The organism is Desulfuromonas sp. (genome assembly GCA_002869615.1).
Classification (GTDB): domain Bacteria; phylum Desulfobacterota; class Desulfuromonadia; order Desulfuromonadales; family UBA2294; genus BM707.
Genome location: PKUH01000004.1, coordinates 85,418 through 99,756, shown reverse-complemented (window position 1 = coordinate 99,756; position 14,339 = coordinate 85,418). Strand labels below are relative to the sequence as shown.

General features: G+C 51.4%; 17 protein-coding genes. All 17 read right to left on the bottom strand.

The features are described 5' to 3' along the window. Nucleotides 1-64 precede the first annotated feature (64 nt). The 17 genes from raiA to C0623_01035 all read right to left on the bottom strand — a co-directional run bounded on the left by raiA (nt 65) and on the right by C0623_01035 (nt 14,339). Entirely contained in the window at nt 65-610 is a 546-nt protein-coding gene (gene raiA, locus C0623_01115) for a ribosomal subunit interface protein (GenBank protein ID PLY03647.1), read from the bottom strand. 97 nt (nt 611-707) lie between these two features. Further along, nucleotides 708-2,150: an RNA polymerase sigma-54 factor gene (rpoN, locus tag C0623_01110; GenBank protein ID PLY03646.1), complete on the bottom strand. Its 1,443-nt coding sequence runs from the start codon at nt 2,148-2,150 to the stop codon at nt 708-710. A 31-nt stretch (nt 2,151-2,181) separates the two neighbouring features. Then, nucleotides 2,182-2,910, bottom strand: a complete 729-nt coding sequence (gene lptB / locus C0623_01105; GenBank protein ID PLY03645.1) for an LPS export ABC transporter ATP-binding protein — start codon at nt 2,908-2,910, stop codon at nt 2,182-2,184. Beyond that, nucleotides 2,910-3,395, bottom strand: a complete 486-nt coding sequence (lptA, locus tag C0623_01100; GenBank protein PLY03644.1) for a lipopolysaccharide transport periplasmic protein LptA — start codon at nt 3,393-3,395, stop codon at nt 2,910-2,912. Before lptA ends, lptB begins: the two co-directional genes overlap by 1 nt. Continuing rightward, entirely contained in the window at nt 3,392-3,964 is a 573-nt protein-coding gene (gene lptC / locus C0623_01095) for an LPS export ABC transporter periplasmic protein LptC (GenBank protein ID PLY03643.1), read from the bottom strand. Before lptC ends, lptA begins: the two co-directional genes overlap by 4 nt. Nucleotides 3,965-4,050: 86 nt before the next feature. Beyond that, a complete protein-coding gene (locus C0623_01090) occupies nt 4,051-4,566 on the bottom strand; it encodes a phenylphosphate carboxylase subunit delta (GenBank protein ID PLY03642.1) in 516 nt (171 codons plus the stop codon). Beyond that, a complete protein-coding gene (locus C0623_01085) occupies nt 4,566-5,537 on the bottom strand; it encodes a D-arabinose 5-phosphate isomerase (GenBank protein PLY03641.1) in 972 nt (323 codons plus the stop codon). Before C0623_01085 ends, C0623_01090 begins: the two co-directional genes overlap by 1 nt. Then, the gene (locus C0623_01080) at nt 5,537-6,364 is read right to left on the bottom strand and encodes a 3-deoxy-8-phosphooctulonate synthase (protein ID PLY03640.1); all 828 of its coding nucleotides are present in this window, start codon (nt 6,362-6,364) and stop codon (nt 5,537-5,539) included. Before C0623_01080 ends, C0623_01085 begins: the two co-directional genes overlap by 1 nt. Before the next feature lies 1 nt (nt 6,365). Further along, the gene (pyrG, locus tag C0623_01075; GenBank protein ID PLY03639.1) at nt 6,366-7,967 is read right to left on the bottom strand and encodes a CTP synthetase; all 1,602 of its coding nucleotides are present in this window, start codon (nt 7,965-7,967) and stop codon (nt 6,366-6,368) included. A gap of 112 nt (nt 7,968-8,079) precedes the next feature. Further along, nucleotides 8,080-8,808 (bottom strand): 3-deoxy-manno-octulosonate cytidylyltransferase, encoded by a 729-nt coding sequence (kdsB, locus tag C0623_01070; GenBank protein PLY03638.1) that lies wholly within the window; start codon nt 8,806-8,808, stop codon nt 8,080-8,082. 150 nt (nt 8,809-8,958) lie between these two features. Then, nucleotides 8,959-9,609, bottom strand: coding sequence for a transcriptional regulator (locus C0623_01065; GenBank protein PLY03637.1), 651 nt, complete (start codon nt 9,607-9,609; stop codon nt 8,959-8,961). 4 nt (nt 9,610-9,613) lie between these two features. Next, nucleotides 9,614-9,796 (bottom strand): hypothetical protein, encoded by a 183-nt coding sequence (locus tag C0623_01060; GenBank protein PLY03636.1) that lies wholly within the window; start codon nt 9,794-9,796, stop codon nt 9,614-9,616. Next, on the bottom strand, nt 9,793-11,754 hold the full coding sequence (gene feoB, locus C0623_01055; GenBank protein PLY03635.1) for a ferrous iron transport protein B: 1,962 nt from the start codon (nt 11,752-11,754) through the stop codon (nt 9,793-9,795). Before feoB ends, C0623_01060 begins: the two co-directional genes overlap by 4 nt. A 67-nt stretch (nt 11,755-11,821) precedes the next feature. Next, complete coding sequence (locus C0623_01050; GenBank protein PLY03634.1) at nt 11,822-12,250, bottom strand: transcriptional repressor; 429 nt, start codon at nt 12,248-12,250, stop codon at nt 11,822-11,824. Between the two features lie 247 nt (nt 12,251-12,497). Next, nucleotides 12,498-13,247 (bottom strand): cytochrome C biogenesis protein, encoded by a 750-nt coding sequence (locus C0623_01045; protein ID PLY03633.1) that lies wholly within the window; start codon nt 13,245-13,247, stop codon nt 12,498-12,500. 3 nt (nt 13,248-13,250) lie between these two features. Continuing rightward, nucleotides 13,251-13,793, bottom strand: a complete 543-nt coding sequence (locus tag C0623_01040; GenBank protein PLY03632.1) for a hypothetical protein — start codon at nt 13,791-13,793, stop codon at nt 13,251-13,253. A gap of 81 nt (nt 13,794-13,874) precedes the next feature. Beyond that, entirely contained in the window at nt 13,875-14,339 is a 465-nt protein-coding gene (locus C0623_01035; protein PLY03631.1) for a PaaI family thioesterase, read from the bottom strand.

Here is a 14,339-nt window from a genome sequence, read left to right as displayed (position 1 = left end):
CATCAGTACAAGACCAAAAACGGTGGCAGGGGATTCACACCCCCTGCCACCGCTACATCTGAATTCAAGCGTGCGGAACGATCAGTCCGTAGTTTCCGTCCTTGCGCTTATAAACAACATTTACTTCTTCCGATGAGGCATCGGTGAAAACGAGGAAATCGCGATGCATCAAATTCATCTGCATGACTGCTTCTTCAACTGCCATTGGTTTGATTTGGTAATTATCAGTCTGAATTATTTCCGGATCGGGGTTGAACTCATCAATGCTGTCAGCCGCCAGAACCGATTTACTGATCTTTCTTTCACGGCCGGCGTGCGGCTTGTGGTCCTTGATTTTTTCCCGATACCGCTTAAGCTGACGTTCAATCTTGTCGACAACAGCATCAATCGTAGCGTACATGTCTCCGGTCTCTTCAGACCCCTTGATCGTAATTCCTTTGGCGTTTAATGTCACCACCGCTTTATGCCTGATCTTCTTGGCTACCGAAAGCACAACCTGAGCGTCGATCGGCTCATCAATATACTTTGTGACCCTGGAAACTTTCTCTTCAGCATAGTCCCTGATCGGTTGACTGACTTCCATGTGACGAAAAGATACGGCAATTTGCATAGAATCAAACCTCCTGCTGGATTGGGCGCTTACGCTCCGCAAGCGCAGTGGGATAAGTGTTTACAATTATAACACAAAACCGTCAACGCCCCGACACCTAAAACAGTCTTTTTCTCTCGGTAGACGAACCGACACCAAGCATTTCCCTGTACTTGGTTACCGTCCGCCGGGCAATATCAATTCCATTCTCTCGCAACAGCACGACAATTTTCTGATCCGAATACGGTTTCTTCGGATTTTCACCGGCGATAATCTCCTTGATCCTCGTCTTGACGCTTTCCGAGGCAACCGAATCACCACCTGTCGTACTGATACCACTGTTAAAAAAGTATTTCAATTCAAACAGACCACCGGGTGTCTGCATATATTTATTGGTCGTCACCCGGCTTATCGTCGATTCATGCATGTCGATATCGGTCGCCACGTCGCGCAAGACCAGAGGTTTAAGGTATTCGATCCCTTTGTCAAAGAACTCGCGCTGGAACTTTATAATACTTTTGGTGACCTTGTAAATCGTTCGCTGTCTCTGATGAATACTCTTGATCAGCCAAACGGCGCCACGCATCTTTTCCTGTATATACTCACCGGCCTTCTCATCAATTTCCGAGGCGCCGGAGAGTGCACTGCGATAGAAGGAATTGATTCTGAGGTTCGGCAAGCCCTCGTCATTCAGAACAACAACATACTCTCCGCCGATCTTGTAGACAAAGATATCGGGCGTGATGTACTGAACATCTTCCTGGCCATATTGCGATCCTGGCCGCGGGTCCAAACTCGCGATAATTTTGGCGGTTGCCAGAACCTCGTCGAGGGGGACTCCGAGTGTCTTGGCAATAACCTGATACTTTCTCGATTCAAGTTCGGAGATGTGGTTTTCGAGCACATTTTCGACAAGCGAGCCAGCCATTCCGAGCTGTCGCACCTGTATCAGCAAGCACTCCTGAAGGTTTCGGGCGGCGACACCGGCCGGGTCAAATTCCTGAACCGCCTTCAATGTCTGTTCGACCAGTTCGGAGGCAAATCCCGTAACCTGGGACAATTCGTCAATTGAAGTCTTGAGGAAACCGTCATTATCGATATTGCCGATAATCTCGGTGGCAATTCTGGTTTCCTGCTCACTCAGTCTGGTCAACTTCAGTTGCCACATCAAATGATCAACCAGCGTCTCTTTACGGGTCAGCAGATTTTCGAAAGATGGACGATCTTCATCCTCTTCATAGGAGCTGGCGACCGTTCCTCCGAGGTTATAACCCTCGAGATAGGTCTGCCAGTCAATATCGTTCAGTCCTTCATCATCCGCCTTGACTTCCTCGACCTGGTTTTCGGAAGGAGCTTCGGGTTCACCCTCTTCTATCTCGGGAGCGTCGCCTGCTTCGACATCAGCTCCCTCCTCAAGAACCGGATTCTCTTCCAGTTCCTGCTGAACCAGATCAATCAGTTCCATCCGTGACAGCTGGAGGAGCTTAATAGCTTGCTGCAGCTGGGGTGTCATCACCAGCTGTTGGCTCAATTTCAGTTGTTGCCGTAGCTCTAAAGCCATTCGTCAAGCCTCATCAAAAGTGTTCTTGAAATTACCAGAGCTGAAACCTCTCACCGAGATAAATTTCTTTCGCCTGCGGGCTGGCCGCTATCACATCGGGCTCACCATATTCGAGGATTTCGCCTTCGTTCAGAATATAAGCCGAATCACAAACCCCCAGCGTTTCACGAACATTATGATCCGATATCAGAACACCGATTCCCTGCTCTTTCAATTGCAGTATAATATTCTGGATATCAATCACCGCGATCGGATCAATCCCGGCAAAAGGTTCATCCAGCAGAATAAACTTCGGGGACAGAACCAGCGCCCGCGCAATCTCGATCCGCCGGCGTTCCCCCCCCGAAAGAGCAAAGCCATATGTTTCCGCAACATGTGTCAGCCTGAACTGTTCCAGCAACTCATCCTTGCGTTCATTACAGGCTGATTGCGACAGACCGAGAGTTTCGAGGATGGCGAGCAGATTCTCGGCAACTGTCAGTTTGCGAAAGACCGATGCTTCCTGTGGCAGATAGGAGATCCCGGAACGGGCCCGTTCGCACATCGGAAGGCCGGTCAAAGCGAGATCATCCAGAAATACCTGGCCTTCATCCGGCTGAACCAGCCCGACGACCATGTAAAAAGATGTCGTCTTGCCGGCACCGTTCGGGCCAAGAAGCCCCACAACCTTACCTGAATCAACATCGAGGTCAACCCCGTTTACAACCTTGCGGCCACGATAACTTTTACAAAGTCCCCGGGCTAACAGTTGGTGCGCCATTACGGTTTCCCCCCGGGACTGAATACGGCATTTACTCTTGAATCAGGCCGACTCTTAACGACACTACGGGCCTCGTTAAGATAGTAAATGATTTCGTCGCCGACTATACTGTTGCCGGACTGATGAACCTCGGCGCTGCCATAAAGCACAATCAGGCCGTCTGTAAATTTATAAATACCGTGATCAGCAGTCGCCACCCGGTCGCCCTGAACTATCCGCAAACCACCATCGATCTCTATCTTTTCAATCTCTCTGGCTTCACCGGGCCGATAAGCGAGGGTCATTTTCTCGGAGTAAATGGCCATGCCCGATTGTTGCGCAACGACCTGGCCATAAAACATGACCGTCCGATTCTTCTCATCCGCTTCCATCCGGTCGGCCGAAACCCTGATCAGGTCTTCGGCTGCCTTTTGCTGGTCACTGGCGCCAACAGATCCCGCCAAAATCAATAAAAGCATGGGCATCAACAGCAGGAGCTTTTTCATGGCAATCTCATCGCTCCCTTAAACTCCGCTTTGACCGAATCCAACAGTTTGAGATTGCCCTGGTCAATGTCATATCGCAACCCCACCGCCGTTAACTCCAGTTCGGCCGATTTGGCATAAACAGATTCGGAACTTTTCAAAACCCGCGTCGCACCATCAAAAAAAAGATCCTCGGTGAAGATCGAAAAACCATCGATATTTTCGACAACAACCTGACCACTCAAGACAACAGTTCTTTTATCAGAATCGAAACTCCCGCTTTCTGCAGTAGCCAGAATATCACCCTGTTCGCGACCGAACACGACAATCCTGACGTTATGGATACGAGTCATGTTCTGTTCGCGGTCATGGGTTGCCGAATCAGCCTGAACAGACCATTTTCGCTGTCCGTCGCGGGTTTCGGTATAGTTGACTTTCTGCATCGCCAGATCGGCATTCGGCCGCACAAAATCGGCAACGACGTCAGGCTGTCTCTGGCGCAGGTTGCCGACAACCAGTGCCGTCAAAAGCATCGCCAGAAGCAGAATAAAACCTGCCAGAAAAACCCGTGCGGAAAACCAGTCAGCCATAATTTCAGCTCAGTATATCATTCTGAAAAATGCGTGTAAAGACGAATAGACGTGATTTGGCATGAGAATTGAATGGAGCTGGCGCGTTAGGGGAAGTAGCGCCCGGCAACTGAATCCCAACGCCCCGACTGCTTAAGGATTAGATCACATATTTCGCGAACAGCGCCGCGGCCACCGGAACGCTCGGAAACGTAATCAACATATCCTTTGACATCTTCGACGGCATCGGCAACGGTGGCCGAAAAACCGACCCGGGTCAAAACCGGCAGATCAACGACATCGTCGCCGACATAAGCAACATGTTCATCGGACAGACCGGTCTGCGCGAGAATTTCCTCATAGGGTTCCAACTTGTCACGACATCCCTGATAGACAATCTCTATCCCGAGCTCTTCGGCTCTTGCCGCAACGATCTTTGACTGGCGGCCGGTAATGATTCCGACCTTGATACCGGTCCGTTGCACCAGCTTGAGGCCATGCCCGTCCTTGACATCAAAAGCTTTTGTTTCCTGACCGTCGTTACCGTATATGATCCGCCCGTCGGTGAGGACTCCGTCGACATCGAGCAAAAGCAATTCGATCTTGTTCAGCCGTTCCTGCATCAGACAACTCCCGCCTTGAGTAGATCGTGCAGATGGATAATTCCGACCGGAACCGACTCTTCTTCGGTTTCAAAAACAAACAGTGAAGTGATTGAATATTTATCCATCTGCTGCAATGCCTTGGCTGCAAGATTGGTCCGCAGGATCCGCTTCGGATTAGGCGACATAATCTCTTCAATCGGCAGTTCGAGGCTTTTGCTGTCCTTTTCTATAACCCGGCGCAGATCGCCGTCAGTAAAAACGCCGACCAATTCCCGGGAGCCATTAACAATCCCGGTGATTCCGAGTTTTTTACTGGTAATCTCAAACAGCGCCTCTTTCAGACTCACCCCTTGATCGACCGTCGGCATGGCCTCACCGGTGTGCATCAGATCATCTACCCGGGTCAGCAGTTTCCGTCCGAGGGCGCCACCCGGGTGATAGAGGGCAAATTCTTCCTCTTTGAAGCCACGCTTGACCAGGAGGGCAACGGCAAGAGCATCGCCCATCGCCAAAGTCGCCGTCGTGCTTGAAGTCGGAGCAAGGTTGAGCGGGCAGGCTTCCTCGACAACAGAAATATCGAGCGAAGCATCCCCGGCCCGCGCCAGGGTGCTCTCAGGGTTACCACTCATCGCGATCAGTGGCAGACCCATCCGTTTGATCACCGGCAGGATACGGGTGATTTCATCGGTTTCACCGGAATTCGAAACGGCAATCACGACATCCCCCTTCATCAGCATTCCGAGATCGCCATGAACCCCTTCAGCCGGATGGAGAAAAAAAGCAGGGGTCCCGGTTGACGCCATGGTCGACGCAATCTTCTGACAGATCAGGCCCGATTTGCCCATTCCGGTAATAACGACCCGGCCGGCACAATCGAAAATCATTTCAACCGCCCGCACAAACTGGTCGTCAATCCGATCGACCAGGGCGAGAACCGCTTCGGCTTCTGCCTTCAGAACATTTTGTGCCTTTTCAATTATATCTGACATCAGTTTTCCTTGACCAGGCGATCTATGGCCAGCATCTGTTCAAGCATCCGCCGGACATCTTTGAGATAGAGTGAATTCGGACCGTCACAAAGAGCCTGCTCGGGATCGGGATGAACTTCCCAGAAGAGACCGTCGATACCGACCGCAGCAGCAGCGCGGGAAAGGTCACCGACAAACTGCCTCTGCCCGGCCGATGCGGTTCCGGCTCCGCCGGGCAGCTGGACCGAATGGGTCGCATCAAAGACAACCGGACAACCCAACTCCCGCATGATGACCAGCGACCGCATGTCGGTTACCAGATTATTGTAGCCGAAACTGGCCCCACGCTCGGTCAGGATGATATTTCGGTTGCCGGTCGATTCAATCTTGGCAACGACATTTTTCATGTCCCCCGGGGCCATGAACTGTCCCTTCTTGACATTAATGACACAGCCGGAGTTTCCTGCAGCAACCAGCAAATCGGTCTGCCGGCAGAGAAAGGCCGGAATCTGGATAATATCGAGGACCTCGGCCGCCGGTGCGAGCTGGGAGATATCGTGGACATCGGACAGCACCGGCAGGGAATATTCTTTCCTGACCCGGGCGAGAATTTTCAAACCTTCGGCCAGGCCGGGGCCGCGAAACGAGTCGACAGATGTCCGGTTGGCTTTATCGTAGGAAGCCTTAAAAATCAGGCCGGCACCGAGTTCGGTGCAGATCGCCTTCAATGCCTCGGCGGTGGCCAAAGTCGCTTCTTCATTTTCAATGGCACAAGGCCCGGCAATAAGTGTCAGGGGACGGTTTCCACCGATAACCAGGTCACCGATTTTGATCTCGCGAACCGACATCTCAGCCTTTCCCTTTTTTAATACAGGCACCGACAAACGATTCAAACAACGGATGCGGTTCCATCGGCCGTGACTTGAACTCCGGATGAAACTGGCAGGCGAGGAACCAGGGATGATCCTTTAATTCGACAATTTCGACCAGATCGAGCTCCGGGTAGGTTCCGGAGATCACCAGACCATCCTCCTGGAGCTGCGCCCGATACGAGTTATTAAATTCGTAACGATGCCGGTGCCTTTCGGAAATTTCAGATTCGCCATAGATCCGACGGGCCATCGATTTTTCAGCCAGAACGCAGGGGTAAGCACCGAGACGCATCGTCCCGCCCTTGCCGGCAATGTTTTTTTGCTCCTCCATGATATGAATCACGTGATCAGACGCCTCCGGGTTGAACTCGGCTGAATGGGCATCCTTGATCTGGCAGACATTCCGCGCATACTCAACAACCGCCATCTGCATACCGAGACAGATACCGAAGAAAGGGAGCTGATTTTCACGGGCGAACTGGATGGCGGAAATCTTCCCTTCACTGCCCCGTTCGCCAAACCCGCCCGGCACCAGAATGCCATCTACTTCTTTGAAAGTTTCACTGACACCGTGACGTTCCAGGGCTTCGGAATCGACGTAAACAAGCTTGACCTTGCTGTTGTTGGCAATGCCACCATGAATCAGCGCCTCCGAAAGAGATTTGTAGCTCTCCGTCAGGTCGACGTATTTGCCGACAATGGCGATAGTCGTCTCTTTTTTCGGTTCCTTGACCCGTTTACCGATCCTCTCCCACCCCTTGAGGTCGGGCGCCTTGGTCCAGATGTTCAGATAATCGATAATCCTCTCGTCAAGACCCTGCTCATGAAAAGCGATCGGAACGTCATAAATTGTTTCAACGTCGCGAGCCGTGATGACCGCATCTTCCTGAACATTACAGAACAGGGCGATCTTTGACTTCATATCATGTGGAATTTCACGATCACACCGACACAGCAGAATGTCGGGCTGGATACCGATTTCGCGCAGATCCTTGACCGAATGCTGTGTCGGTTTGGTCTTTAATTCTCCGGCTGTCGGGATATAAGGGACAAGGGTCAGATGAATGTACAGAACATTGTCGCGACCACGATCGGTCCGGAATTGCCGGATTGCTTCAAGAAAAGGCAGTGATTCAATATCGCCAACCGTACCGCCGACCTCGACAATCGCCAGATCGGCCCCCTTGGCATTCTCCAGTATCTTGTTCTTGATCTCGTTGGTAATGTGCGGAATGACCTGAACGGTACCGCCGAGATAGTCGCCCCGTCTCTCCTTGCGGATAACTGAATCGTAGACCTGGCCGGTCGTGAAATTCGATTTCCGCGACAGGCTGGCCCGGGTATAACGTTCATAATGACCGAGATCCAGGTCGGTTTCGGCACCATCGTCTGTGACAAATACTTCACCGTGCTGAAAAGGGCTCATCGTGCCGGGGTCGACATTGATGTACGGATCCATTTTCTGCATCGACACCCGCAGCCCACGCGCTTCCATCAGCGCTCCGATCGAGGCGGCTGCGAGCCCTTTACCCAGCGAGGAGACGACCCCGCCGGTCACAAACAAAAACTTGGTCTTCATGCAAACTCCTTCATCGACAAATCGAAAGCGTCAAATCATGCAAAGCTAATCCGGTAATTTAATATAGAACCGTTCAAAAGGGAAACAGAAACAGAAAAAAAGAGGCGCAGATTCAGTTAGCAAGTCGAGCCAGAACCTTTCCAATATCACCCGGCACATCGACCCCGATCGACTCTCGTGCCGTTTCCGTCACATAAATCCTGTATCCATGTTCAAGTGCTCGAAGTTGCTCGAGCTTCTCCGATTTTTCAAGTTCGGTCTCCTCCAGTTGCGGATACTGCAGCAGAAAATCACGCCGGTAGACATAAAGACCGACATGCTTGTAAATCCGAGTGCTGCCAAATTTGCTATCACGCAGAAACGGGATCGATGAACGGGAGAAGTAGAGAGCAAAACCGGACTGATCGGTCACGACCTTGACGATATTCGGATTGAGATATTCGCTTTCATCGACCAGTCGGCTTTTGAGCGTTCCCATTCTGATTTCCGGGTTGTCAAGCATCGGCTGAACCGCCTCGTCAATCATTTGCGGATCAATCAGTGGCTCATCGCCCTGGACATTGACGATCCACTCCGCATCAAGGCCTGCCGCCACTTCGGCGAGACGATCCGTACCGGAGGGATGATCGGCACGGGTCATAACCGCCTCACCGCCAAAGCCGAGAACCGAGTCGCAGATTCTCTCGTCGTCGGTTGCAACGATAACCCGATTGACCAGAGCCGACTTGGCGGTCTGTTCATAGACATGCTGGATCATCGGTTTTCCGGCAATATCGGCCAATGGTTTTCCGGGGAAACGGGTTGAGGCGTAACGAGCTGGAATTATGGCAGAAACCGTCATCGAACAGACCTTTTGACAGGGGTAAACAAAACAGCGGTCAGGTTATGCAATCAGTTCGATTATGTCAAGAATCTGTTTGCCGCTGCAAAATAAAAAAGCCGCCAGAAGTTAGTAGCCGGCGGCATGAATTTAGCACTGGCAGCAGACCTGTCATGTTGATTTACGGACATGAATTTCGAGGGCCAATACCTGGTCAACGGCAAACTCGGAATTACCGATCCTGAAAATGTAGGAAGGAAATGCCTGCTTCAATTCTATCTGGTTCCCCGGGAGCACTCCCATGCTCATCAGTTTCTGCATCTTTTTCGAATCATTGGTTGAGAGGTAAGCGATCTCACCGGTTTCCCCCGGTTTAAGTTCGGTCAACGGAACGACGCCAACCTCACCAGTCTGCCTTGCCTGCTCGCAACAGATTCCGGGAGGAATCGGTTTGCCATGCGGACAGGTGGTCGGGTGATTAAGCAACGTACAGATCTTGGTGTCGACACCCTGATGCAGAAGGTGTTCAAATTCACAGGCCTTTTCATTGCCATGATCACCTTTGAGATCGAGAACATCCATCAGCAGACGTTCTGCCAGGCGATGCCGGCGAACGGTCATCTTTGCTTCGTCACGCCCTTCTTCACGGAGGTAAACCCGCGTGCCTTTAATTTCAATATAGGCACGTCGACCAAGTTCGACCAGTCCCTCATCGTCAGGAGCAACATTGAGCCGATCAAACTGAGCCGCGACATCGCACTCTTCCTCGGTCGCAATCCACAGCGCTTCGAGGATCTCTTCCGCTTTTTCTGATAATTTCATAAAACTATTCCCTTCCCTCGTCCGAATCGTCCTTAACAAGTATTTTTAAAAAACCCGGTGTGAGAGGATTACCATATCCACAATAGGGACAATGCACCAGTCGGCAACCTCCCGAGCAGGCACCGCAGCGGTTTTCCCGGCCAGGAGTCGCATCCGGGATCTGTTTATGGCACATTCCACATTTCATGATAAAAGACCTGTCTGAATTAAAACAAAATTAAGCAGGCACCCGAAAACGAATGCGAAAATCGTTACAAACGCAAATATTGCGAGCGAGACTTTCCAGCCGCGCTCTTTCTGCATCATCAAAAATTGGGCAACGCACGGCACAAACAGGGTCAGGGTGACCGCCGCCACCGTCAGTTGCACCGGTGTCAGAATCCCTGCGGTCTGCATGTCATAAAGCCCGGCCGCCCCAAAATCGCGGCGAAAGAATCCGAGGATAAACACCGCGGCTGTCTGCAAAGGCAGGCCCAGGGCGCTCATCGCCGGTTCCATAACCCGGATCAGCCACTCCATCAGGCCGGTCATTTTACCGGCCCAGAGCAGAACCGATGCAATAATGAACAGGGGGAAGATTTCGAGAAAGTACCAGTGCATCCGGGTCAGGGTTTTCACCATGACGTTGCGCAACTGCGGCAAGCGCAATGGCGGAATTTCCATATAAAACATCGGCTGCTCCCCCGGCATCAATTTCGAAGCAAGCACGCCGATCAGCAGGAAGACCAGAGCAATACAACCGGCCCAGACGGCAAGTGCTCCCGGTACCTCCGAAAGCAGCGCCATGATAACTCCGAGCTGGGCGCTGCACGGAATTGCCAGGGCCAGCAGGACGGTCGCGATAACCCGCTCGCGCACACTCTCCAGCGTCCGGGTCACCATCGTCGCCATGGTATCGCAACCGAAACCGAGAACCATTGGGATAACGGCCCGTCCGCTTAATCCGAAGAATTTGAAAATACGATCGACAAGCAGTGCCAGGCGCGGAAAGTAACCGGTATCTTCAATAATCGAAAATGCGATAAAAAAGGTTCCGACGATCGGCAGGATAATCGCCACAGCGTATCGGATGCCGAGAGTAAATATGCCATATTCGCCGACAATCAGCTCCCGCAACCACTCCCATTTCAGGTAATTGTCACCCAGAGATACGGCCCAGGGATTGAGATACTCCTCAAAAATCGATCCTTCAAGAAAGTCGACCAGGGTGCCGGCCCCGAAACCGCCGACAAACTCATAGAGACCGAAATAAAGAGCGATAATGAGCAAGGGGACCCCGGTCACCGGATTCATACTGAGCCGCGACAGCCGCTCGGAAAAAGGTGTGCGCCGGCCGGTACTCTGTGAAATAACGCCATCGAGCAGTCCTCGGCATACATGCTTGCGTTCAAGGCTGATCCTTAGGTGAAGATCGGCACGTCGCTCAAAGATGATCGACGAAACGGCCGCTTCGACAGCCTTATAATGATCGCCCTCTTTTTCCTTGAGCAATTCATTGACGTCTTCGTCGCGTTGCATCAGCAAAAGAGCGAGCGCCCGTTTGTCGACCCGGTAATCTCCGTTGAGAACGTTGACGATCACAGAAATATCATTCTCCAGATCGGTGGCGTAACGGAACGTGGCCCGGCGCATTCGATCGTATTGATCGATGGCACCATATAGCTCTTCGTAACCACGCTTGCGCGCAAAAGCCGCATCAACAACCGGAATGCCGAGTTTTTCCTGCAACAGCTCAATATCGATCGACATCCCGATCCGTTCGGCTTCATCCATGATATTGACCGCCAGGATCACCGGCAATCCGGACTCAATCAGTTGGATCGTCATCGGCAGCATCCGCTCGATGTTGCGAGCGTCGAGCAGATGAACAACGACGTGCGCATCTTCATTGAACAGAATATTGCGGGCAACCCGCTCTTCTTCGGTAATCGGCATCAGCGAGTACATGCCGGGAGTATCGAGGATCTGGTACCTTTCCCCGTGAATGGTTGAATGACCACGTGACACCTCGACCGAAGTGCCGGGATAATTTGAAACCGTTGTATATGCGCCGGTCAGTGCATTAAAAAGAACAGACTTGCCGACATTCGGGCTGCCGACAAGGATTATGTTCTTCGGCGAGACCTCTTCCAGTCCTGACTTCATAAAGACCCTTCCAACCTCTCCCTGCTAATGAAAATCGTTTTCATTGATGTGGCAAAAAAAATCATTTTTACTGGCATTTTTCACAGAGGCCATAAAGTTCGAGACGATGATCAACAACCTTGAAATTATGCTGGCTGGCAACTTTATCCTGCAGTTGTTCAATCCGGTCATCCTCAAACTCGATAATCAGACCACAGGATTTGCATACGAGATGGTCATGATGCTCTTCTTCCGAGATCGATTCGTAACGGGTTGTTCCGTCTCCGAAATTTTGTACGGATGCGATACCGCATTCGGCAAACAATTTCAGAGTACGGTGCACAGTCGCATATCCGACACTCGGATTTTTCTTCCGCACCCTCAGATAGAGGTCTTCGGTCGACGGGTGTTCACCAGAAGCGAGAAATTCATCGAGAATCAATTCACGTTGACTGGTCGATTTCAACCGTTGGGACTGTAGATAATCCCTGAATATTTTTTTCTTGGAATCAGTCATGTCATTATCAAGAATGAAAATCGTTTTCAAAAATACGCAAAGGATCGAACCAAGTCAAGAAATAAAATTCATTTTAGCAAACAGATATCGTTAAATGATCAACAACCGTTGAGCGAACACAAACATCTGCCAGACTGCGATCATGATTCAAAATTAAATTGATCGGTTACGAAAGGCTAAGTTTCTGCAGCAGAATTGGATATTCTGTCATCGCAGGAATTGGCGAAAAGAGGATAAAAAGAACGGTCTATCCCAGGTTCGGAAACCAGCGGTACAAATAACCCGACATTTTGCCGAACAGATCAAAGAAGAGTGCGACACCGACCGCCATCAGCAGCGCGCCGGTAATAATCTCGGTAAGCCGGATATGCTTTTTGAACTTGTTAAAGAATTGAAGGAACGTGTGAGAAAGCAGTCCGGAGAGGAGAAAGGGAACGCCGAGACCGGCCGAATAGGCAGAGAGCAACCAGACCCCCTTACCGACACCGCCGCTCGACCCGGCAACCATCGCCAGAATACTGCCAAGGATCGGACCGATACAGGGAGTCCAGCCGGCGGCAAAGGCAATCCCGACCAGAAGCGTTCCGAAAAAACCGGTCGGTTTACGTTGGAGATGGACCCTCTTCTCACCAAGGAGTACTCCGAAATGGAAAAGTCCGGTCAGGTGAATCCCGAACAGGAAAATCAGAATACCGCCGATTCTTTGAATCCAGACCAGCCCTTCCCGCAAATTCGCCTGGAAACTGGAAGAAGCGAAGCCGGCCAGAGCACCGAGTGATATAAAGACGACAGAAAACCCGAGAATAAAAAACAGCGAATGATACAGAACGGTCAAACGGACCCTGGCGCTCGGGCGTGCATCCTGAATCTGGCTGAATGAAAGACCGGTTATATAAGTGATATATGACGGGATCAGCGGCAGGACACACGGCGAGACAAACGAGAGAACCCCCGCTGAAAAAGCAATCCAGAATGTCACATCAGCTGTTGTTGACAAATTCTACTCCTGCATCAGGCCGTTAATATAACTCAGTGCGCCTGGATCGGTCCAGTCAATGGCACCAATAACCCGTTCTACGATGATCCCGTTCTTATTGACTATAAAAGTTTCGGGAAACTTGAAAACACCATACAGTTGCTGAACCGAGGCATCTTCATCGAAAAGAACCGGAAACGAATGGGGAAACTCCTTACTGAAATCATCCATCAGGCTGGGGCCTTCCGGTTCAACATTTATGGCGAGCAGTTCGAGGTTCCCTTTGCCATAACTTTTATACAATTCTTCCATGGAAGGAATTTCCGAACGGCAGGGAGGACACCAGGTCGCCCAGAAGTTAACCAGTACGACCTTGCCGCGCAGCGATGAAAGGGAATAAATCCCGCCATCCTTGTCGCGCAGTTCAAAATCGGGAGCGGGTTGCCCGACCGAGACCGTTTCCGAGATCGCACCGCTCGACTGGTCAAACGACCCGGCGAAGTACATCCCGACCAGACCCGATGCAATCAACGCCAAAAAGACAAGCCCGATACCTAAATAACGCATATTATCTCCAAAACTTTTCCGCGTTCATCCTCCGGCGTCGTTCTATCACCGGCAGTGGGGACAAGTCAAGATGTTAACCGGTCAATCGGCAAACCCCTGGTCCCGGGCGACTCGAAAGGTCGACGAAAAACGGGCAACCATGTTCTCCGCATCATCAAACAGGTCAGCTATTCCGTGAAAAGTACGACCCTCGGGTCCGGAAACCATCGCTTGCGCCCGCACCATGCCCTGGCGAACCGGGGCCAGAAAAGTCATCTGCAGATCGGTCGTCGCAAAAATCGTCCCCTCCGGCAGCAGGCTCTTGATTGCCATTGCGACGGCGGTATCGGCCAGAGTGGTCAATACGCCACCATGCAATAATCCACCGCCCTGGGCCAGCTTTAAGCGGAAGGGAAGACTCAACACGGCGCGACCCGATCCGGCTGATTCGATCGTGATGCCGACCAGATCTTCAAACGGAGCGGTATCGATCCAACCGTTGAGCTCAAAACCTGTTTCGCCTTCAGCAACGACAAGCGTATCGCCATTTTTCTTTAACTCCGCCAT